Here is a 24406-nt window from a genome sequence, read left to right as displayed (position 1 = left end):
GTCTGATCCGATCTTACCAACCGACTTAAGCCAGGTAGGTGCGATATCCGAAGGGGTCCGGGATGTCACCGCATGGGGCGATAGCGGATGTGCCCAAGGCCATTTGTTTGATTCGAAAGATTATGACGATAGATCGCTTAATCGAGCGATAATTCGGCAAAAATCACGACATTGGTTCCAGATTGGCAACTTCTACTTTTGCGCGAACTATTTGGAGGGAAAGCGAAAATTTACTTTTTCGGGTATCCGACCTTTTCGATTTAGGAAACGGCAATCGACGTATTTTTCGCGTTTTCGACGCGTATCTCTCAGTGTTCGTCGTGAATCTGGTGATTCGGACCCCATTGATCGTTTCGCCCCCCTAAACAGTCGCGGTCCTAGCCGTAACGGGAAGTTTTCCCGTCATGATAGAAGCTTGATCACTTTGCCGTAACGTTGACACTTTTAAGACATTTTTCCCTTTGTCGCGCCTGCTCGCACCACTAGATAGGACGCAGCCCAACTGGGGGGTTGACGACTAATAGGTTCGGGGGCGGCCGCACGCATTCTGCATTTATATGTAGGAGAGGTGCAGTGCCGCAGTTTGCGACCGCTGCTATTTTTGATCGAAGGGCATTTTGTGTGTTCTTCGGCAGGGCCACGCTTTGGCCTGTCTCTCCCTACTTTACGGTGCTGTGTGTGCGCGTCGCAAACGAACCTTTTTCGTTGGCTCGCGGGTTAAGAGTATTGACGGAGAAGACCATGAAAAAGCCCTTTGGTGCTAGTGTTTTATCTGGAGACTGCCGATTGGCGGGGCTCCCTCACCACTGTGAAGCAAACGTCAACCTCTCATACATTGCATCTTCCAAATCGGCCGCCTCGCGCGCCGCGCGCATCGCTGCCTAGGAGCATATCACATGATCAGAACAATAGATTTCAACAGCCTCGCAACCGGTGAAACTGTAACAGACCAATACAGCGACATTGGTGTTCGGATCGTGACTGCAGGCACGCCTCCCGGTGAAGATCAGGCGATGATCTTTGACACGAACAACCCGACGGGTGGCGATGACGATCTGGCGACAGACAATCTCGATAATGTTCTGATCATCTCTGAAGACGGAGACGCAACTGATCCCGATGACAATGCGACGGGCGGTGCGATCAATTTCGAATTCGACAGTCCCGTTCTGGTCAAGTCGCTTACTTTCCTTGACCTTGAAACGGAGGCGCGCGTGTTGTTCTTCGGCGAGGACGGAAGCCTCATCAGTGAACAAGTTGTGCCGCCAAACGGGGACAACGGCCAAACGGTTGTTCAATTCAATGTACCGGGTACCGTGCGTTTTGAGGTGGAGCTGCAAGAATCCGGTGCGATCGATAATCTGGTGTTCGACGATAATACCGTTGTTCCAACAGGTGATGGCATCGTCAGCGGTGACGATTCAGACAACCTTATTGATCTGGCCTACACCGGTGACCCTGAAGGTGACCGTATTGATGCCGGTGATGCATTGATCGCAGGCGAAGCTGCGGACGATGACATCGTGGATGCATTGGGCGGGAACGATACAATCGCGTCGCTTGAGGGCAATGATGATGTTTACGCAGGCGCGGGCGACGATGTCGTCTCCGGCGGTGAGGGCGATGACCTGATCTATGGCGACCGTACGCTTGCGGACGACACGGGAACTGGCAGCGGCGAGCGCGAGAGCTTTAACTGGAGCGAAGCAGGGTTCGCACCGGGTGAGACCGTTACGACGTTCACCCAAGACACAGGCACGGTAAACGTAACCTTCACGACAGTATCGGCGACGCCAAAAACAACCACCGCTTTCTCGGACGAAGTACAGCTTACGCTTGGTATCGATGGCGACGGTGAAACAGTTGACACCAACAGCTCGCTGTCCAGCGAAACCCGTCTGGCCGGTCAGGGCGAAGTATATGAGCTGAGCTTTGATGCGCCCGTCACGAATGTTGACTTTAATATTAATGACATCGACGGCGATAGCCTTGTACGCGTCTTGGCGTTTGACGCCGCGGGCAATCCCCTTGAGGTGACGCTGGTAGGCGGTGCCGGCCTGACGCTTTCAGACACGGATGGCGTTCCCGGTGCAGATACAGCAAGCAGCGATGGCGGATATGCCAGTGCTGACAATCCGGTCTATTCCTTGCAGGTAGACATTGCAGGCCCCGTGTCGCGCATTGAAATCCAGCATGACCAAACCGGCGATGGCAACACCAGCGTCAACATTACAGATGTCTTCTTTACAGCCACCAGCGGCTTTGTGGTCGATGAGTTCGGCAACGATGACCTCTCGGGCGATGCGGGCGATGACACGATCTTTGGCGAAGGCGGCGACGATACGATCACGGGCGGTACAGGGGCAGATAGTCTTTCCGGCGGTGACGATGCCGACCTGTTCATCGGTGGTAACGCTGGTGATGTGGTTGAGGGCGGCACAGGCGGTGATGACCGTGATACGCTTGATCTCACCGGCAGCGGTCCTCTGCGTGTTGTGGATGAAATCGTAGACGCCGACGGGGATTCCACCTCCGGCACTGTCGAATTCCTCAATACAGATGGCTCGGTATCTGGCTCCATGACCTTCGCCGAGATTGAAACGCTGATCGTTGACCCAACTGATCCGATCGCCCCCGTTGCGTTTGACGATGTTGCGACGACCGAGGAGGATACCTCTGTCATCGTGGACCTGCGCGGCAATGATTTTGATCCGGACAACACGTTGGAAGAGCTGACGCTGTCGGACATCACTGTACCGGCGGATCAGGGCACCGTGGTTGATAACGGCGACGGCACCGTGACCTTCACGCCCGCGCCGGAGTTCAACGGCGACGCGACGATCACCTACACGATCACCGACCCCGACGGCCAAAGCGACGAGGGCCAGGCGGTTGTGACTGTGACGCCTGTGATTGATCCTCCGGTTGCGGTGGATGACACGGCCACGACGGAGGAAGACACGGCCGTGATCGTTGATCTGCGCGGCAATGACACCGATCCCGATCACGCGGTAGAAGAGCTTGAGATCACAGCCGTTTCTGTGCCTGCAGAGCAGGGCAGCGTTGTGAACAATGGCGACGGCACCGTGACCTTCACACCCGCGCCGGACTTCAACGGCGAGGCCACGATCACCTACACCGTCACCGATCCCGATGGCGCGTCCGACGACGGGCAGGCGGTTGTGACCGTGACGCCGGTGAACGACGCTCCGGTTGCCGTGGATGACGCGGACACGACCGACTTCAATACAGCCGTGACGGTTGATCTGCTGGCCAACGACACCGACGTGGACAACCCCGAAGATCTGGTTGTGACCGACGCAACAGTTCCGGCCGAGCAGGGCACACTGGTCAATAACGGCGACGGCACTGTGACCTTCACACCCGTGGACGGCTTCACCGGCGACGCCACGATCAGCTACACAATCTCCGACGGCGAACTGACAGACGCAGCGATCCACACGATCACCGTGGGCGAAGACCTCAGCCCCGTTGCGTTTGACGATGTTGCGACGACCGAGGAGGATACCTCTGTCATCGTAGACCTGCGCGGCAATGATTTTGATCCGGACAACACGTTGGATGAGCTGACGCTGTCGGACATCACTGTACCGGCGGATCAGGGCACCGTGGTTGATAACGGCGACGGCACCGTGACCTTCACGCCCGCGCCGGAGTTCAACGGCGACGCGACGATCACCTACACGATCACCGACCCCGACGGCCAAAGCGACGAGGGCCAGGCGGTTGTGACTGTGACGCCTGTGATTGATCCTCCGGTTGCGGTGGATGACACGGCCACGACGGAGGAAGACACGGCCGTGATCGTGGATCTGCGCGGCAATGACACCGATCCCGATCACGCGGTAGAAGAGCTTGAGATCACAGCCGTTTCTGTGCCTGCAGAGCAGGGCAGCGTTGTGAACAATGGCGACGGCACCGTGACCTTCACACCCGCGCCGGACTTTAACGGCGAGGCCACGATCACCTACACCGTCACCGATCCCGATGGCGCGTCCGACGACGGGCAGGCGGTTGTAACCGTGACGCCGGTGAACGACGCTCCGGTTGCCGTGGATGACGCGGACACGACCGACTTCAATACAGCCGTGACGGTTGATCTGCTGGCCAACGACACCGATGTCGACAACCCCGAAGATCTGGTGGTGACCGACGCAACAGTTCCGGCCGAGCAGGGCACACTGGTCAATAATGGCGACGGCACTGTGACCTTCACACCAGTTGACGGCTTCACCGGCGACGCCACGATCAGCTACACAATCTCCGACGGCGAACTGACAGACGCAGCAATCCACACGATCACCGTGGGCGAAGACCTCAGCCCCGTTGCGTTTGACGATGTTGCGACGACCGAGGAGGATACCTCTGTCATCGTGGACCTGCGCGGCAATGATTTTGATCCGGACAACACGTTGGAAGAGCTGACGCTGTCGGACATCACTGTACCGGCGGATCAGGGTACCGTGGTTGATAACGGCGACGGCACCGTGACCTTTACGCCCGCGCCGGAGTTCAACGGCGACGCGACGATCACCTACACGATCACCGACCCCGACGGCCAAAGCGACGAGGGCCAGGCGGTTGTGACTGTGACGCCTGTGATTGATCCTCCGGTTGCGGTGGATGACACGGCCACGACGGAGGAAGACACGGCCGTGATCGTTGATCTGCGCGGCAATGACACCGATCCCGATCACGCGGTAGAAGAGCTTGAGATCACAGCCGTTTCTGTGCCTGCAGAGCAGGGCAGCGTTGTGAACAATGGCGACGGCACCGTGACCTTCACACCCGCGCCGGACTTCACCGGCGAGGCCACGATCACCTACACCGTCACCGATCCCGATGGCGCGTCCGACGACGGGCAGGCGGTTGTGACCGTGACGCCGGTGAACGACGCTCCGGTTGCCGTGGATGACGCGGACACGACCGACTTCAATACAGCCGTGACGGTTGATCTGCTGGCCAACGACACCGACGTGGACAACCCCGAAGATCTGGTGGTGACCGACGCAACAGTTCCGGCCGAGCAGGGCACACTGGTCAATAATGGCGACGGCACTGTGACCTTCACACCAGTTGACGGCTTCACCGGCGACGCCACGATCAGCTACACAATCTCCGACGGCGAACTGACAGACGCAGCAATCCACACGATCACCGTGGGCGAAGACCTCAGCCCCGTTGCGTTTGACGATGTTGCGACGACCGAGGAGGATACCTCTGTCATCGTGGACCTGCGCGGCAATGATTTTGATCCGGACAACACGTTGGAAGAGCTGACGCTGTCGGACATCACTGTACCGGCGGATCAGGGCACCGTGGTTGATAACGGCGACGGCACCGTGACCTTTACGCCCGCGCCGGAGTTCAACGGCGACGCGACGATCACCTACACGATCACCGACCCCGACGGCCAAAGCGACGAGGGCCAGGCGGTTGTGACTGTGACGCCTGTGATTGATCCTCCGGTTGCGGTGGATGACACGGCCACGACGGAGGAAGACACGGCCGTGATCGTTGATCTGCGCGGCAATGACACCGATCCCGATCACGCGGTAGAAGAGCTTGAGATCACAGCCGTTTCTGTGCCTGCAGAGCAGGGCAGCGTTGTGAACAATGGCGACGGCACCGTGACCTTCACACCCGCGCCGGACTTCACCGGCGAGGCCACGATCACCTACACCGTCACCGATCCCGATGGCGCGTCCGACGACGGGCAGGCGGTTGTGACCGTGACGCCGGTGAACGACGCTCCGGTTGCCGTGGATGACGCGGACACGACCGACTTCAATACAGCCGTGACGGTTGATCTGCTGGCCAACGACACCGACGTGGACAACCCCGAAGATCTGGTGGTGACCGACGCAACAGTTCCGGCCGAGCAGGGCACACTGGTCAATAATGGCGACGGCACTGTGACCTTCACACCAGTTGACGGCTTCACCGGCGACGCCACGATCAGCTACACAATCTCCGACGGCGAACTGACAGACGCAGCAATCCACACGATCACCGTGGGCGAAGACCTCAGCCCCGTTGCGTTTGACGATGTTGCGACGACCGAGGAGGATACCTCTGTCATCGTGGACCTGCGCGGCAATGATTTTGATCCGGACAACACGTTGGAAGAGCTGACGCTGTCGGACATCACTGTACCGGCGGATCAGGGTACCGTGGTTGATAACGGCGACGGCACCGTGACCTTTACGCCCGCGCCGGAGTTCAACGGCGACGCGACGATCACCTACACGATCACCGACCCCGACGGCCAAAGCGACGAGGGCCAGGCGGTTGTGACTGTGACGCCTGTGATTGATCCTCCGGTTGCGGTGGATGACACGGCCACGACGGAGGAAGACACGGCCGTGATCGTTGATCTGCGCGGCAATGACACCGATCCCGATCACGCGGTAGAAGAGCTTGAGATCACAGCCGTTTCTGTGCCTGCAGAGCAGGGCAGCGTTGTGAACAATGGCGACGGCACCGTGACCTTCACACCCGCGCCGGACTTCACCGGCGAGGCCACGATCACCTACACCGTCACCGATCCCGATGGCGCGTCCGACGACGGGCAGGCGGTTGTGACCGTGACGCCGGTGAACGACGCTCCGGTTGCCGTGGATGACGCGGACACGACCGACTTCAATACAGCCGTGACGGTTGATCTGCTGGCCAACGACACCGACGTGGACAACCCCGAAGATCTGGTGGTGACCGACGCAACAGTTCCGGCCGAGCAGGGCACACTGGTCAATAATGGCGACGGCACTGTGACCTTCACACCAGTTGACGGCTTCACCGGCGACGCCACGATCAGCTACACAATCTCCGACGGCGAACTGACAGACGCAGCAATCCACACGATCACCGTGGGCGAAGTTCCGGCGAACTACGCGCCTGTTGCAACGGATGATTTCGACGAAACGCTGGAAGAAACGGCGGTAACCATCTCGATTCTGGACAATGACAGTGATCCTGAAGGAGATGCGCTGACCATTACCGAAGCTTTGTCGGATGATGGCGCAGTTGTAATCAACGACGATGGCACCATAACGTTCACGCCGAACGATGATTTCTTCGGCGAGGCGGTTATTGATTACACCATCACCGATGGCAACGGTGGCTTCGATGACAGCCGCGTTTTTGTGACGGTGACCAACGTAAACGATGATCCGGTTGCTGTGGATGATCAGGCTTCAACCGATGAAGACACGCCTGTGACAATTGCAGTGCTCGGCAATGATAGCGATCCGGATCAGGACATGCTGACCGTGACCGAAGCAACGTCGGATGATGGTGACGTCGTTATCAACGACGATGGCACAATCACCTTCACACCCGCGCCCGATTTTACCGGCGACGCGGTGATCACCTACACCATCGAGGATGGTAATGGCGGCACAGATGATGCGGTTGTGACTGTGTCGGTAGGTGAGGTTTCCGATCCGCCGGTCGCGGCTGATGACACCGCCGAAACGGATGAAGACACGCCTGTCACCATTCCGGTGCTGGACAACGACACCGATCCAGATGGCGATCCGCTGACAGTCACCGAGGCGACAAGCCCCGACGGCACCGTCACGATCAATGACGACGGCACGCTGGAGTTTACGCCGAACCCCGACTTCAACGGCGAAGCCACAATCACCTACACCATCACCGATGGGAATGGTGGCGAAGACACCGGCGCAGTGCTGGTCACAGTAAACCCGGTCAACGACGGCCCGCTTGCCGAAGATGACATGGCTGAAACTGATATCGGCACATCCGTGACGGTGCCCGTGCTTGAAAATGACAGCGACATCGATGGTGATCCGCTGACAGTTATTTCCGCCTCCAGCCCTAACGGGACGGTTGTGATCAACGACGACGGCACGCTGACGTTCACGCCGAACGATGGTTTCACAGGTGAGGCTGTGGTCAACTACACCATCACCGATGGCGAGCTGACCGATCCTGCGGTTCTGTTTGTGACGGTAACTGATCCGGCTGAAAACCCTGTAGCGGTTGATGATGTGGCTGAAACGCCCGAAGACACGCCAGTGATTATTCCGGTTCTGGCGAATGATACGGATCCAAATCTTGATCCTCTGACGGTAACCGAAGCTACCAGCCCGGACGGAGAGATTGTCATCAACGATGATGGCACCATTACCTTCACACCGGATGAGAACTTCAACGGGCCAACAACAATCACCTATACAGTCACGGATCCGGACGGGAACACAGATACAGCCACTGTCGATGTCACTGTGACGCCTGTGAATGACGTTCCAGTTGCCGTGGATGATACTGCAAGTACCAATCAGGACACGGCAGTGGTCATCGATGTGTTGGCCAATGACAGCGATCCCGATGGTGATCCGCTGACAGTTATCGCGGCGACAAGCCCGAATGGTACAGTTGACATCAATGACGATGGCACAATCACCTTCACTCCGGCGCCGGGCTTTAATGGTCCTGCGGAGATCACCTATACCGTTTCTGACGGTAACGGTGGCGAAGCACCGGGTACCGTGGATGTTATGGTCAGCGATGGTATCGTGACAGGCACAGACGGGGATGATGTGATCGACACTGGTTACACGGATGATCCGGAAGGTGATCTTGTGGATAACGGTGACGGCTTCCTGCCGGGCGAAGGCCCTGAGGATGACATCATCAACGCGGGTGACGGTAATGACACTGTTCTGGCTGGCGAAGGCGACGATGATGTGTCGGGCGGCAACGGCGACGATAGTATCGACGGTGGCGTCGGTAACGATGAACTCGACGGCGATGCCGGCAACGACACCTTGCTCGGTGGCGAAGGCGACGACACGCTGAGCGGTGGCATCGGCGATGACGTTCTGGATGGCGGCGCAGGTAATGACAGCCTGAACGGTGACGAAGGCGCGGACACGCTGAACGGCGGCGACGGCGACGATACGCTGAACGGCGGCATCGGCAATGACGTTCTGGATGGCGGCGCAGGCAATGACAGCCTGAACGGTGATGAAGGCGCGGACACGCTAAACGGCGGTGAAGGCGACGATACGCTGAGCGGCGGCATCGGCGACGATGTGCTAAATGGCGATGCTGGCAATGACAGCCTGAACGGTGATGAAGGCGCGGACACGCTGAACGGTGGCATCGGCAACGATGATCTTGATGGCGGCGAAGGCGACGACAGCCTGAACGGTGAAGCAGGCAGTGATACAATTGTCGGCGGTGACGGCAGTGACACTGTTGACGGAGGCATCGGCGACGATGTGATCGACACCAGCGGCGGCACACCCCTGCCTGATGTTGGCTACCCCGGTGTATTCCCTGCAGATCCCGATCCCGAAGATGACCGCGACAGTGTCATCGGTGGTGACGGCAATGACACCATCAGCACAGGCGACGACAGCGACACCATTGACGGTGGCCGCGGCGATGATGTGATCAATGCGGGCATCGATGATGATGAAATCGACGGTGGCGATGGAGACGACCGTATCGTTGGTTCCGAAGGCAACGACACGATCTTTGGCGGTCTCGGCGACGACACGATCTATGCCAATAACGATCCTGATCTTGGCCTCGACGCGCTGGAAATCGAAGATGACGGGTCCAACCCGCTTGGTCCGGACCTCGCCCCAGACAACGGTGACGACTTTGTTGACGGTGGTACCGGTAACGATGTGATCTTTGGCGGAGACGACAACGATACATTGCTGGGCTCTTCCGGAAATGACCTTCTTGATGGCGGTATTGACGACGACATTCTGCGCGGCGGTACCGGAGATGACACGCTGATTGGCGGTCAGGGCAACGACAGTCTCAATGGCGGTCAGGACAATGACTCCCTTGAAGGTGGGATCGGCAATGACACCCTCCGCGGCAACCGTGACGATGACACGCTGCTGGGCGGTGAAGGTGACGATCTGCTGGACGGCGGCGGTCAAAACGACAGCCTGTCTGGTGAAGCCGGTGATGATACCCTTCTGGGCGGAACCGGTGCCGATACGCTTGATGGCGGGGATGGCAACGACAGTCTTGATGGCGGTCAGGGCGCCGATGTTGTGAACGGCGACGCGGGCGACGACACACTTGCGGGCGCTTTGGGCGACGATACGCTGAACGGTGGCGAAGGTGATGACGTGCTGCTGGGTGGCTCCGGTGATGACATCCTGCTGGGCAATGCGGGCAATGACACCATGACAGGTGGCAATGACCGTGACATCTTCCGCGATGTGAACGCTGGTGATGTGGTTGACGGCTCCGAGGGGGGTGATGACTTTGACTGTCTGGAGCTTGCAGGATCTGCACCGGACGGTGGCCGTCTGGAAGTTGTCTATGCTGAAGATAACCCTGAAAACGGTGTTGTTAACTATTTCAACGCAGACGGAACCGATGCAGGCCAGCTTGTCTTCACCAACATCGAGAAGGTAGTGCCCTGTTTCACGCCCGGCACGCTGATCGCGACCCCGAAAGGCGAGCGCAAGGTAGAAGAGCTTGAAGTAGGCGATCGTATCATCACCCGTGATAACGGGATGCAGGTCATCCGCTGGATCGGCCGTCGTGAGATGTCCGGCGAAGAGCTTGCTGAGAAGGAACATCTGCGTCCGATCCTGATCCGTCAGGGGGCATTGGGCAACGATCTTCCGGAGCGGGACATGATGGTTTCGCCGCAGCACCGCGTGCTGGTAGCCAATGACAAGACGGCCCTTTATTTTGAAGAGCGTGAAGTCCTGGTGGCAGCGAAGCACCTGACGGATATCGATGGGATCGACGTGGTTGAAGTCTCACAGACGTCTTACATCCACATCATGTTCGACCAGCACGAAGTGATCCTGTCTGACGGCATCTGGACCGAAAGCTTCCAGCCAGGTGACCTGTCACTGGCCGGTGTCGGGGATGCGTCCCGCGACGAGATCCTTGAGCTCTTCCCAGAGCTTGCGACACGCGCAGGTATCGAAGCATATGCCGCAGCGCGCAAATCGCTCAAAAAGCACGAGGCAAAGTTGGTCACCAAAAGGAACTGATCATTTGGAAAGACATTCCCCAAGGCGGGCCCGCAAGGGCTGCGCCTTGGGGCCGAATCCTATCCAGCCGTCGTGGTGCCACGAAACGGGGTGGACACATAGCGGGGTCGCGATGCGGCTCGGCTTATGGTTTTTCAGGAAATTGTTGCGAAATGATCGTCAATAGCGGATAATTCTGACTATTGTGCATAAGTTATTGTTTATTAAAGTAAAATTAAGAAAATAGTTAGGCTTTTTCAAGGCGGCTGTTATAGTTGAAATCATTACCTAGACTCCAATAATTTCTCTGAGCCTTGTTAAGGACTTGACCAATGGCTGAAATAATCGGCACCGAATTTGATGATAGTATAGCGGGTACTGACGAAGACGATCTGATCGTCACGGGTGTCGGCAACGATACTCTTGCCGGTCGTGACGGGGATGATGTCCTTCAGGCCGGTGAGGGCAATGATTTTCTATTTGGTGAAGCTGGCAATGATACGCTGCTGGGCGGCGACGGAATTGATGACCTGTTTGGGGGCGATGGCGACGACCTGATCGACGGGGGCACCGGCAACGACCTGATGACGGGTGGTACAGGGAATGACACGCTTATCGGCGACGTGGGAAAAGATATCTTTTACGGCCTCAACCCGGGTGACATCGTAGACGGTGGCGAAGGAGGCAATGTTGACTACGACAGTCTCAACCTTACAGGCTCTGCCACTGACGGCCTGAAGCTTAAGGTTGTGCTGGACGACGACAATCCCGAAAACGGTAAAGTCATCTATACGGATTCCGATGGGAAGGATGCGGGAAAGATCGTCTTTAAGAACATAGAACAGATCATACCCTGTTTCACGCCCGGCACGCGGATTGCCACGCCACGCGGTGAAGTGATGGTTGAAAACCTGTCGGTAGGTGACCGTGTGATTACCCGCGACAACGGCTTGCAAGTGATCCGCTGGATCGGGGCGCGTGAAATAACGGCCAGTCATTTCGCAGCTGCGTCACATCTTTTGCCAATCCGGATCAGCCGTGGTGCGCTTGGCAATGACACGCCAGAGAGCGATCTGATTGTTTCTCCGAACCACAAGATACTGGTGTCTAACGATAAAACTGCGCTCTATTTCGAAGAAAGCGAAGTGTTGGTTGCCGCGAAGCATTTGACCGGATTACCGGGTGTGCAGGTGATGGACGGGGTGGATACGATCTATATCCATCTGCTGTTCGACCATCATGAAGTTATCTTGTCAAACGGCACATGGAGCGAGAGTTTCCAGCCAGGTCTGCAATCTCTGGCCGGTATCGGAAGTGCCCAGCGCCGTGAGCTTCTTGAGATTTTTCCCGAGTTGGCGACATACGAGGGTGTCGAAAATTATGTGTCGGCGCGGCGCAGTATCAAGGCGCATGAGGCGACGTTGCTGGTCAAGTAACGTCGCGCGCGGCACGCCAGGCTGACCACGCCTCCGGTGTGTCCAAGTCTGTACGCGCATGGGCATCAGGCAGGGCAACAAGCTTTGTCCGGTCTTTGTTCTGTTTTACGACCGCTGCTCCGCCGCCGTCACCCGATAGGGCCAAAAGGTCCGGCAAAAGACTGTTGTGAAAGACAATAGGATGACCCGCGTCACCCTTAGCCGTTGTGGCGCGCCAAATTAGATTTTCAGGCGTTGTATCAACTGCTTGCATCACGGTTTTGATGTCATCGGTTGTGATGTCGGGCATATCGGCAAGCAATACCATCACGGCCTCGGCGTTCGGTTTGGCCGCAGCGATACCCGCGTTCAAGCTGGTGTTCATGCCATCTGCCGCATCTGGCACAGGCACCTTCATCACATCCAAATCAGCCAATGCATCATATCGCGGGTGCGGTTCTTCGGGCAATGTGACAAAGACTTTTGCGCCAGTGTTCAACGCGTGTTCCACCTGTCGGCGTAGCAGTGCGACACCGTCAACCAGTTCGAGCAGCTTGTCGCGGCCCCGCATCCGGCTGGATGCCCCCGCTGCAAGGATAACGATCGGGATCATGTTAACTACGCATCCTTGCGCCATCTGCATCAAAAAGCGGCGTGGTGATCAATCGGGCGGGGCGCATCTGGCCCAGTATTTCGATCTCTACTTCCAATCCAGATTGCGCCTTTTCGGTCGGTACAAACCCCTGCGCCACCGATTTTTGCGCAAAATGCGAATACCCGCCCGATGTGCAAAACCCTATCACAGCACCATCCAGCCAGATCGGCTCATATCCCTGCACATCAGCATCCAGCGCATCGACCTCAAACGCGACGAGTTTACGGGTGGGGCCGTTGGCATGTTCGGATTCCGCTGCTGCCCGCCCGATGAAATCAACGTTTTTCTTGAAGCTGATGAACCGGTCAAGACCCGTCTGGGCGGCGGTATAGTCGGGACCGAATTCCAGCAGCCAGGCCCCAAAGAATTTATCCAGCCGCAGAGACATCATCGCGCGCATCCCGAAGGGTGTCATCCCATGGGGTTGTCCGGCCTCCCACAGCGTTGCCCAAAGCTGACGCTGTGCCATGGCATCGCAATAGATCTCATAACCCAGATCGCCCGTGTAGCTGACGCGCTGCACCAGACAATTGGTCATTCCGACGGTCATAGGGGTTACATCCAGAAAGCGCATCGCACCAACATCATCAAGCGTGCAAGCCTGAAGAACCTCACGGGCCAGCGGTCCGGCAATCTGGAAACCGGTACGGCGGTCTGAGATATTCTCGATCCGCACATCGGGGTCGGAATTTTGCTCGAACCAGCGGCTGTGGAAGTCCTGCGCACCGTAAGACGCCGTGAGCTGGAACAGCTCTTCTTCTAGGCACGAAATGGTGAAGTCTCCGATAAGCCTGCCTTTTGGTGACAACATCGGAGTGAGAGACAGGCGCCCCTTTGCAGGGACACGTCCCGCCATGACACGGTCAAGCCACGCGCGCGCACCTGCGCCCGAGATCAGATATTTGCCGAAGTTCTGGACTTCGTTGATTCCCACTGCCGTACGCACCGCGCGGACCTCACGGCCGGTCGCGTCGAACGCATCCGAGCGGCGGAAGGAAGGGGTCTCGTATTGCGGCTCATCGCCTTGCGCAAAGTAGTTGGGGACCTCAAGCCCGAATTGCTGGCCCCAGACGGCACCCATATCGCTAAAGATGTCATACATCGGGGTGGTATGATGGGGGCGCGCGGCAGGTAGCTCCTCGTTCGGATAGCTGACGGAAAAGCGTTTCTGATAGTTTTCTATCACTTTCGGCAGGGTGTAGCCGGGGCTGATCCATTTACCGAACCGCGCCACATCCATGGCAAAGACATCGCGTTCAGGCTCTCCTTCAATCATCCATTGCGCCAGTGTCAGGCCGACGCCGCCACCTTGGCTAAAGCCCGCCATGACACCGCAGGCAGACCAGTAGTTGCGCAGGCCCGGCACCGGGCCAACCAGAGGGTTGCCATCGGGGGCAAAAGTGAAGGGGCCGTGGATCACGTTTTTCACGCCCGCGCGCTCAAGATCAGGGAAGCGGCGATAGGCGAAATTGATGCTGTCTTCGATCTTGTCGAAATCGTCGGGCAACAGATCCTGCCCAAAGCTCCACGGGGTGCCGCCTACGGCCCACGGGCGGCAGGACTGTTCATAGAACCCGATGCACAGCCCCATGCCTTCTTGCCGCAGGTACGACTCGCCTGCTGGGTCCATCACGTGTGGATGTTCGCGCCCTTCGGCCATCATGTCGCGGATCAGCGGGACTTCTTCGGTGACCAGATATTGGTGCTCCATCGGGTGCAGGGGCAGGTAGACACCGGCCATAGCCCCCACTTCGCGCGCCCAGAGGCCGCCAGCGTTTACGATATGCTCTGCGTGGATGGTGCCTTTGTCTGTTACGACATCCCACGTGCCGTCGGCGCGCTGGTTGGTTTCCTGCACCATGCAGTGCGTCTCAATCGTCGCGCCGCCCATACGTGCCGCTTTTGCGTAGGCGTGGGTGGTGCCGGAAGGGTCCAGATGCCCGTCGAGAGGATCATAGAGCCCGCCAATAATCCCGTCGAGATTGGTCACGGGCGCGATCTTGGCGATTTCCTCAGGTCCGACAATCTCGGTCTCCAGACCCATAAACCTGTGCTTCGCCCGTTCGGCCAGCAGCATGTCAAATCGGTCCTGATTGTCTGCCAACGTCACGCCGCCCACATGGTGCAACCCGCAAGACATGCCGGTGATTTCTTCCAACTCTTTGTAAAGCTTGATTGTATAGCCTTGCAGCGCGGCCATGTTGGTGTCGCCGTTCAGCGTGTGAAATCCGCCGGCCGCGTGCCATGTGGAGCCCGAGGTCAGCTCTGACCGCTCCAGCAGCATCACATCGGACCAGCCCAGCTTTGTCAGGTGATACAAAACCGAAGCGCCAACAACGCCGCCCCCGATGATCGCTACGCGGGTTGTGGTTTGCATATGTATTCTCCTGTCTTTTAGGCAGTTTGGGTCGGGTGCCCCCGTGCGGCATGCGCCTTTGCGACAGATTATGTCGATTTTGAACGGGGCGCCACTTCGCTGTCGAAACTGGGGCGTTCCATGCTAATTCAGCGATATGGAAAGAATTCTTGATCTGTTCGATTCGTTGCCGAAGACCGTCCTGCAAAAAGGGCGCTACTATACCCGCAAGCTGTGGGTGCGTGTGACGCTGATGGGATTACTGGCCGTCGCAGCCATTGGCGTGAGCCAATTGGTTGAGCAGCTGATTCCAGATGATCTTGCCAAAAGTCTGGGCGGTGTATCCGCGGATCGATTGCTCAATCTTATCGCAAACGCGATGCTTTCGGTGACGATCTTTTCGATCACTGTCATGGTCTCAGTGTACCAATCTTCCTCCACGCAATGGACACCGCGCATTCATCGCCTGATCATGCAGGATCGGACCACGCAGAACACGCTGGCTGTGTTCATCGGAGCCTACGTTTATTCTCTGCTTGGAATTCTGCTGAGAGAGCTTGGCGTTTATACAGATGAACATGCGTTCGTTCTGTTCTGGATGACCGTTCTCGTGTTGTTGGTGATTGTTGTGTATTTGGTCCGCTGGGTGCTTCATTTGCAGGGATTTGGACAGCTTATCGACATCAGTCGCCAAGTCGAAGAAACCACCCGCGACCGTTTCAAAGAACGCCTGTCCCAGCCATGCTTGGGCGCGCGGCCCTTTGTGAGCGACCAGCCTGACAAAACACGCGCCATAGCTTCCTGGGAAAGTGGATACATCCAACATATCTATCCCGAAGCGATGAATGCGGTGGCCAAAGAACACGAGGTAGATATCTATCTGGATGCCAACATCGGCAGCTTTGTATTTCTCGAAGAGCCGGTGCTGCACGTCCACCAACGCGGCGATGATCTGGACTGGGATGCATTGTGTGAAGATGTGCGCGGCAGCCTGATAATCGGCGATTTGCGCACATATGATCAGGACCCGCGTTTTGGTCTGATTGTCATGGGCGAGGTCGGGTCAAAGGCCATGTCACCTGGTGTGAACGATCCGGGCACGGCTATTGATGTTATCACACGGATTGGCCGAATCCTGTCGGACTACAAAGACGAGACAGAGGCGACGCCGGAAGAAGTTCTCGACTATTTCTATGTGCGCCCCCTTGATCCAACCGATCTGTTGCGCGACGGATTTGGTGCGATATCACGGGACTCTGCGTCGACTTTGGAAGTGCAGCAGCGGTTGCAGCAAACGCTTAGTGGGTTAATGCAGCATCCCGATAAAGGCCTTTCAGCCGCTGCAAAAGAGTTTGCAATCAAGGAGTTGGAGAGAGCAACACAAGCCTTGGTTTTCGAGCCTGATCGCGAAGCCCTGCGGGCATCTGCACACCCTTCGGTAAGCGGAGACTGAAGCCCAAGAAAATTCGGCCTTGTATGCCCGCGACGGGATGTGTCGCGAACGGAATACCGAACGGGGGACTGACGCGTCAGGATCAACGCAGCCCACGTAATTATCAGGACCCACCTCATGCGCACCCATGCCCAAGCCGTCATTATCGGAGGCGGCGTTATTGGCTGCTCCATCCTTTATCACCTGACCAAACTGGGTTGGACGGATGTTGTTCTGCTTGAACGCGACGAGCTGACGTCAGGCTCTACCTGGCATGCAGCCGCCAACATCCATGGGCTGCACGACAATAACAACATTACCCGCATCCAGAACTACACGATGGATTTGTACAATTCGCTTGAGGCCGAGACAGGCCAGAGTTGCGGTGTGTTCCAGCCGGGCAGTCTGTATCTGGCGCAAACCGAAGCGCGCGAACACCAGTTGCGGCTGCAAGCGGCGAAAGCAAAATATTACGGGCTGCCATTCCGTGAAGTGGACCGCGCCGAGGCAGAGGCACTGCATCCCTTAGTCAATTATGACGGCATCCGCTGCATTATGTTTGAAGAAAACGGCGGCAATGTGGACCCCTCGGGTGTCACAAACGCCTACGCTGCCGGTGCGCGGCAGAACGGGGCAGAGATCATCCGCTTTTGTCCGGTCACCGGAACAGAACAGCAGCCTGATGGTTCGTGGATCGTGCGCACCGAAAAGGGGGATATTGCGACCCAGTGGATTGTAAACGCTGCTGGCCTCTGGGGGCGCGAAGTGGCAGCCTTGGCGGGTATTACGCTGCCGTTGCAACCGACAGAACACCAGTATTTTGTGACAGAAACCATCTCCGAAATAGCGGGTCTTGATCGCCGGTTGCCCTCTGTCGCGGACCGCGATGGCGAGTATTATCTACGGCAAGAAGGCAAGGGCCTGTTGGTGGGTGCCTACGAAAAAGACCTGCGGTTCTGGGCAGAAGAAGGCACGCCTCAGGGGTTCGGGCACGAGCTGTTCGCCGATGATCTGGAGCGGATCGAGGACAACATGATGCGTGCCATTGATCGCGTCCCCGCAGTGGGAACTGCCGGTATCAAGCGGGTAATCAACGGCCCGATGATCTGGTCTCCGGACAGCAATGTCTTGTTTGGGCCTGTACCGGAACTGCGCAACTATTTCTGCTGTAATGGCATCATTCCCGGCTTTAGCCAATCGGGCGGCATGGGTCTGCTCGCGGCGGATTGGATCGTCACGGGGGAAAGCCGCTATGAAATGTTCGCGTGGGATGTGGCGCGGTTCGGGGATTGGGCGGACAAGGCCTTTACGAAGGCCCGTGTCGGGGACCAATACGCCAACCGGTTCAAAATCCATTTCCCCAACGAAGAGCGCAGCGCAGGACGCCCCGCACGGGTTAGACCGATTTACGAGACCCAAAAGGAAATGGGCGCAGTCTTTGGTCTCAATTACGGGTGGGAGCATCCGCTCTACTACGGTGATGAGGTTGGCGCAGAGGATCAGACACATGGCTTCACCCGCCAGCCGTGGTGGGATGTTGTGGGCAAAGAGGCCCGGATGCTGCGGGAACATGCAGGTATCATCGACATATCGAATTTCGCCAAATACCTGTGCAAGGGCACGGGGGCCGAGGATTGGCTGAATGCCGTGTTCGCCAACACGATGCCAACGGAGATCGGGCGGTCGTGCCTGACGCCGCTGATCGGCAAACGGGGTGGCATTGCGGGTGACTTTACGGTCACCAAGCTGGGTGAAGACGAGTTCTGGATCATCGGATCGGGTATGGCAGAGCGCTATCACCAGCGGTTCTTCCGCGCGGTTCCTTTGCCCAAGGGAACGACGTTTGAAAGCCGGACAGAAGCCATGTGCGGGTTCAACGTGGCAGGTCCTGAATCCCGCGCGATCTTGCAGCGGTTGACCAATACCTCGCTTTCAACGCCCGATTTTCCCTTCTTGCGCTCAAAGTGGATCGAGCTGGGCGGTGTGCGCTGTCTGGCCCTGCGGGTGTCTTTCACCGGCGATCTGGGGTGGGAGCTGCATTGCGCCGCTGCGGACCAGCCCGCGCTGTTCGCAGCACTTATCGCCGCAGGCGCGCAGGAAGGGGCAGGGCCTGTCGGCAGCCGTGCGCTGATGTCGCTGCGGGTAGAAAAAGGCTATGGATCGTGGGGCAGAGAGTACAGCCCCGAATATTGGCCGCAAGAAGTGGGGCTTGAGCGGCTGTGCAAAACGGCCAAACCATTCCTGAACCGCGATGCCGTCACCGAAACCATGGCCAAACCTGCGCGCGAAAAGCTTGTGCTGCTTGCGCTGGATGCGGCGCAGACCGATGCGTCAAACGCAGATGCCACCGGTGGCGAGCCTGTGTTCAAGGATGGCGTCGGAATTGGCCGTGTGACTTCGGGCGCGTATGGCTATTCGGTGGGCATGTCTCTGGCACTGGCTTTCGTCAAAGGTGTGCAGGCTGGTGAAATCGTGGACGTGATGGTGCTGGGTGTGGCGCATCAGGCGACTGTTCTGGCTGAACCACCTTTCGATCCCAAAGGTGTCCGGCTAAGGGCGTAGGGGCGCTGCCCCGTCCTTGCCTTCAGGCAAGGACTCCCCGGGATATTTCAGGCCAACAGAAATGGGCGGGTTTAGAGAGGACGCATCTTGAGTTTGGTGATCCGGTTGCCTTCGCGGGCCAAGACTTCGAAACGGAATCCGTGGAAGAGGAACACCTGACCGCGCGTCGGAATCATCTGTGCTTCGTGAATCACGAGGCCTGCGACAGTATTGGCTTCATCGTCGGGCAGGTTCCATTCGTTCGCGCGGTTGAGATCGCGAATGGTCATAGCGCCTTCGACGAGAAACTGTCCGTCGGAGTCGGTTTTGATGATATGGTCTGCCAAAGGATCAAATTCGTCTGTGATTTCGCCCACAATTTCTTCTAGGATGTCTTCAAGGGTGATAAGACCTTGAAGTGAGCCATATTCATCCACCACAAGTGCAAAATGGGTGCGGCGGTGCAGGAACTGACGCATTTGTTCGTCCAGCGTAGATGTTTCGGGCACGAAGTAGGGCTCCATCGCGACTTCGGCGATATCGAAGGCCTTAAGCGCTGCGGCATCGCCATCCGGGCCGCCGATCAGTTTGTACATTGCGCGCAGCAGGTCTTTTGCGTGGATCACGCCGATGATGTTTTCAGGATCATCCCGGTAAACGGGCAGGCGGGTATGGTTTGACCGCAGCGCCTGTTCAAGAATATCAGCGGGTGTGTCGGCCGCGTCGATCATTTCGATCCCCGACCGGTGGAGCATGATTTCTTCTACCACACGCTCACGCAGATCCAGCGCGCCGAGGATACGGTCACGGTCTTCCTTCTCGACCACGCCTTCGGAGTGACCCAGTTGCAGCGCGCCTGCGATCTCTTCGCGCACGGCGAGGATGTTGCTATCCGGGTCCACCGCTACGCCCATGATCCGCAACATGCTGCGCACCAAAAGACGGACAATGCTGACCATTGGCGCAAATACCAGCACGACGATGCTGATCGGGCCGGATACAAGCGCTGCGGCGCGCTCCGCATTTGTGATCGCGTAGGTTTTCGGCAGGACTTCGGCGAAGATGAGGACCAGCAGTGTCATGACCAGCGTTGCCAGCGCCACACCGCTTTCGCCAAACAAGCGGGTGAACAGCGCTGTCGCAAGCGACGCAGCAAGGATGTTCACAAGGTTATTGCCCAGCAGAACAGAGCCGATCAACCGCTCGTTATCTTCGGTGATTTTCAGCGCGCGTTGTGCACCGGCAGAGCCTTTATCGGCCTGCGTGCGCAGTTTGCCGCGTGAAGCAGCTGTCAGCGCAGTTTCTGACCCGGAAAAGAAGCCGGAGAGGATTAGCAAAAACAAAATGATCGCAATTGAAATCCAGAACGCTGTATCGGCCGTTGCCTGTGGCAAATCCATGTGGGAAACCTTTCTCGGGTAGTTGAATATGTTATGGGGCGGGGGCGCGTGTCATTCAAGGAGGGCCGCACATGAAACATCTTGATTTAGGGGTGCTGGACGACGATGTGCTGCTATTCGGCGGCCCGTACAGCAATATACAGGCGCTTGAAGCGTTGCTTGCATGGGCAGACGCCGCAGATATTGACCCTGAACGGATGATATGCACTGGAGACATCGTGGCCTATTGCGGGGCGCCATTGGCTTGCGTCGAAGCCGTGCAGGCGTCAGGTGCCGCTGTGTTGGCAGGCAATTGCGAGATACAGTTGGCAGCTGGTGCAGATGATTGCGGGTGCGGGTTTGAAGACGGGACGACATGTGACCGTCTTAGTGCGGCATGGTATGCTTTTGCGCAATCGCAGATGACGGAGGATGCCCGCAATTGGATGGCGGGCCTGCCCGATGTATTGACGTTCAACCACCAGGGTAAGCGTTACGGCGTTCTGCATGGCGGGGTAACGGATGTGTCACGGTTCGTCTTCGATTCAGATGAGGATGCCCTGTTTGCACGCGAATGGGCGGCACTTGAGGCACTGACCGGTCCGGTCGATGCAGTGGTCGCGGGCCATTCCGGTATCCCGTTCTTGCGCCTGACACAGCGGGGGCCATGGGTCAACGCGGGCGTGATTGGTATGCCGCCGCATGATGGCGCACCGCAGACCCGCTTTGCGTTGCTTAGCGGTGGGAAGATGCGGATCGAATTGCTGAGCTATGATGTGGAGGGGGCGATGGCGGATATGCGCACTGCAGGTTTGCCAGCGGATTACCGCGACGCATTGCAATCAGGTTACTGGCCTTCAGAGGATGTTTTGCCGGAAAGTTTGCGCGTCGCTGTTTCCGACAGGGGGTGATGGTCAAGCACAAGCTCGGACAGACGCGCTTCTAGGACATGGGTATAGATTTCGGTGGTGGCGACATCCGCATGACCCAGCATCGTCTGAATGGCGCGTAGGTCAGCCCCGCCAGCCAACAAGTGGGTGGCAAAGGCATGGCGCAGCGTGTGGGGAGTAACCTTTGACGGGTCCACGCCCGCGACAACGGCGATTTCCTTGATCAGCAAATAGAACCGGTGGCGGGTGAGATGGCCTGCCTTTCCGTGCGAGGGAAACAGAAACTTTGAAGGAGGCTGCTTTTTCAAGGCACGTGCCGCTTCAATCTCATCTCTCAGAGTGATCCAAAGCGCCAGTGCCGCGCGGGCATCAGGCGAAAGCGGCACCATCCGTTCCTTTCCGCCTTTCCCGAGGATCAGCAGCAGGCGCGGATCGCCTCTGGTGGCGCTGACCGGCAGGCCCACAAGTTCGCTCACCCGCATGCCTGTGGCATACAGCAGCTCCATCAGGCAGGTGTTCCGGACCCGTTCTGCATCATTTCGGCCCATCGTACGTGCTGCGGCAAGCAGGCTGTCTACTTCTTCTATCGACAGGATCTTTGGCAGGCTTTTGTCCTGTCCCGGTCCACTGATCTGAAGCGCGGGATTGTCGCTGCGCAGTCCTTCTTCAAAGGCAAAACGGTATAGCTGTTTAACGGCTGACAGCCGCCGCGCGCGGGTGGATTTTGCCAAGCCCTGTGCGTCACAATAAACAAGGTAGCTTTCCACATCCGCGCGTAGAACCTGTTCAAATGTCTTGCCCTGACGCGCCAGCCACGCGTCAAAATCCTTTAGGTCGCGACCATAAGCAAGCAGAGTATTGGTGGCTGCGCCCAGTTCTGCCGCCTGCGCCTCCAGAAACATGGAAATCCATGAAGAAGGGGCGCGGCTGGTCATGTGTTGCGATCCAACAGCAGGATTTGCAGCGCGGCGCGTCGCGCCATATCTTCCAGACCAAGCGATCGCAGCGTGCCCAAAGCTTGTCGGAGTGCCAGTGAATCGCCTCTTGCGCCATCATGAAGAGCATCAAGAGTAGCGATCAGCGCCTCGCCAAGTCGTTGATCTTTGGCCATTTGTATCCAGTCCGCATTGGGTTGCGGGGCTGAGAACGCATCATAGATCGCGCGTTGGAGCGGCGCCGTAGGAGCGGTGCCAAAGTTGCCTATGTCAAGGTCACCTTGAGCCACGGCGCGCAGCAGGGGGGCGTCGGCGCCGAGCTGGCGCATAGCATCTTCCCTGAAGGAAACGGATTCATATTCGGGCGACAGAAGGCCAATGCGGGTTTGTATCTGGGCGGCCGTTCCGGTCAGCGGGATTTGGGCCAGCCGTTCCTGAAACGCCGAGGCGAAGCTCACTTCGAGTGCGTTCTGGCGCATTTCACGCCATGCGTCTGGCAGCGTCTTGGTCACGGCATCCGCGCTTCCGGTGCTCAGGGCTGTGTCAAAGCGTTGTACTGCACGCACACGGTCCCAGATCCCGCCAGACGCGGCTGGTTTGCGGTCGGTATAAAGACCCAAAAGGCGGTTGTCGGGCAAAGCGCCCGCGCGGGTCAGCCGCTCTGCCGCTTCAAGCTGGGATTTCCACCCCGCAATGTCGCGCAGATCGGCCACAGCATAAGTGCGCGGCAAAGGGCCTGTTGGCAGCGGCTCTCCGATGGTTTCGAAAAGCCGGAAGGTAAGCGGGTCTATTTTACGTGGTGCGGGCAGAGGGGCGGCGTCCTCGAACAGATCAGGGTTCAGAAACCGGTCCAGCACATCCAACGTTTGGCGGGGGAGTAATGACAGGGCCTTGGCAGAGCCATAGGTGAGCGATGCTGTGTCCCAGTCACCATTGCGTGCAGCACAGAAAATCCGCAGGCCTATGTCCTGGGAAAGATACAGCGCGCGTGACAATGCCCCGCAGGCGGTGTCTTCGGTACCAACCAGCAAGGTCAGCGCGGCCCAAAGATCGAACAGCTCTGCCGAAGTGCTGGCACCCGCCTGTTCGATCAGCGCAAGCGCAGGATCAACTGCGCCCAGCTCCATCAGCTTTTCAACCCGCGCCAGGGTTAGCATGGCTTGTGCGTGGTCTCCGGCGGGTGGCGCTGCGGCCTCTGCCACCATTAGGGTGAACAACAGCGCATTGCCGGCAGGCAGCTCAAGCTCGGGCAGATCGGAAATCCGCCGCGAGAGCACATCGATGTCGCTGCCAGACCAAAGGTCAGGCTGCATGCCGGTCATGGCAACCGGGGCCAGCCCCACATTTTGCCGAGGCGCTGCATTCAGACTTTGAGTTGTGATTTGTGGCGCGGTGCCGGTACTGGCGACGGCGGGTTCGGCATTTGCCTTTGGTTTGGTTTGTTTTCGAGCCGGTGCGCGGGGCAGTTGTGCCAGCGGCGCGGGCTTGTCCAACCACTCAATAACCGACAGCGGCGAGGGAGATTCGGCCTGGGCTATAAGCTGCATCGGCATGAAACTGCCAAGGGCGGCACATATCACCGCCGACCGGACCGTCAGGCGCATGGCTTATTGCCCCTCCAGCGTAACAGGTTGGCGTATCTCTTGCGGTGAGGGCGCAAAATCAACGCCAAGCTCGGGGCCGATATAGGCAAAGCCCACAAGCCCAATAAATCCGATAATCGCAAGGATAAACAGAAGCTTGAAGAGTTTGCCTAACATAGAATTTTGCCCGATCTGCTGATATTTTTCCTAA

At 57.8% G+C, this 24406-nt stretch carries 11 protein-coding genes; 5 read left to right on the top strand and 6 right to left on the bottom strand.

The window, feature by feature from the left end:
* The first annotated feature begins 896 nt into the window (after positions 1 to 896).
* Both K3757_RS19015 and K3757_RS09870 read left to right on the top strand, forming a co-directional pair.
* Positions 897 to 11030: a cadherin-like domain-containing protein gene (locus tag K3757_RS19015; protein WP_311201725.1), complete on the top strand. Its 10134-nt coding sequence runs from the start codon at positions 897 to 899 to the stop codon at positions 11028 to 11030.
* A gap of 311 nt (positions 11031 to 11341) precedes the next feature.
* Positions 11342 to 12445: a Hint domain-containing protein gene (locus K3757_RS09870; protein WP_259995172.1), complete on the top strand. Its 1104-nt coding sequence runs from the start codon at positions 11342 to 11344 to the stop codon at positions 12443 to 12445.
* Here the strand turns inward: K3757_RS09870 and K3757_RS09865 are convergent.
* The gene (locus tag K3757_RS09865) at positions 12438 to 13037 is read right to left on the bottom strand and encodes an NTP transferase domain-containing protein (RefSeq protein ID WP_259995171.1); all 600 of its coding nucleotides are present in this window, start codon (positions 13035 to 13037) and stop codon (positions 12438 to 12440) included. The genes K3757_RS09870 and K3757_RS09865 overlap by 8 nt on opposite strands.
* Position 13038: 1 nt before the next feature.
* Positions 13039 to 15456: an FAD-dependent oxidoreductase gene (locus K3757_RS09860; protein ID WP_259995170.1), complete on the bottom strand. Its 2418-nt coding sequence runs from the start codon at positions 15454 to 15456 to the stop codon at positions 13039 to 13041.
* A 136-nt stretch (positions 15457 to 15592) separates the two neighbouring features.
* Between K3757_RS09860 and K3757_RS09855 the strand changes: the two genes are divergently transcribed.
* A complete protein-coding gene (locus tag K3757_RS09855; RefSeq protein ID WP_259995169.1) occupies positions 15593 to 16888 on the top strand; it encodes a DUF2254 domain-containing protein in 1296 nt (431 codons plus the stop codon).
* Positions 16889 to 17005: 117 nt separating this feature from the next.
* Positions 17006 to 19429 carry an FAD-dependent oxidoreductase gene (locus tag K3757_RS09850; protein ID WP_259995168.1) on the top strand — a complete coding sequence of 808 codons (2424 nt, stop codon included), beginning with the start codon at positions 17006 to 17008 and terminating at the stop codon, positions 19427 to 19429.
* A gap of 71 nt (positions 19430 to 19500) precedes the next feature.
* Here K3757_RS09850 and K3757_RS09845 read toward each other — a convergent pair whose 3' ends face one another.
* The gene (locus K3757_RS09845; RefSeq protein ID WP_259995167.1) at positions 19501 to 20808 is read right to left on the bottom strand and encodes an HlyC/CorC family transporter; all 1308 of its coding nucleotides are present in this window, start codon (positions 20806 to 20808) and stop codon (positions 19501 to 19503) included.
* Positions 20809 to 20879: 71 nt separating this feature from the next.
* On the opposite strand from K3757_RS09845, the gene K3757_RS09840 reads away from it, so the two are divergent.
* A complete protein-coding gene (locus K3757_RS09840; RefSeq protein WP_259995166.1) occupies positions 20880 to 21698 on the top strand; it encodes a metallophosphoesterase in 819 nt (272 codons plus the stop codon).
* Here the strand turns inward: K3757_RS09840 and K3757_RS09835 are convergent.
* Genes K3757_RS09835 through K3757_RS09825 form a run of 3 tightly spaced genes read right to left on the bottom strand, consistent with a single transcriptional unit; the run spans position 21635 to position 24372 of the window.
* Complete coding sequence (locus K3757_RS09835) at positions 21635 to 22612, bottom strand: site-specific tyrosine recombinase XerD (RefSeq protein WP_259995165.1); 978 nt, start codon at positions 22610 to 22612, stop codon at positions 21635 to 21637. The genes K3757_RS09840 and K3757_RS09835 overlap by 64 nt on opposite strands.
* Entirely contained in the window at positions 22609 to 24216 is a 1608-nt protein-coding gene (locus K3757_RS09830; RefSeq protein ID WP_259995163.1) for a hypothetical protein, read from the bottom strand. Before K3757_RS09830 ends, K3757_RS09835 begins: the two co-directional genes overlap by 4 nt.
* Positions 24217 to 24219: 3 nt before the next feature.
* A complete protein-coding gene (locus tag K3757_RS09825; RefSeq protein WP_259995161.1) occupies positions 24220 to 24372 on the bottom strand; it encodes a hypothetical protein in 153 nt (50 codons plus the stop codon).
* Positions 24373 to 24406 lie beyond the last annotated feature (34 nt).

This window comes from Sulfitobacter sp. S223, from assembly GCF_025143825.1.
Classification (GTDB): Bacteria; Pseudomonadota; Alphaproteobacteria; order Rhodobacterales; family Rhodobacteraceae; genus Sulfitobacter.
Note: the sequence above shows the minus strand (reverse complement) of the source record. Positions and strands in the feature narration are given on the sequence as shown.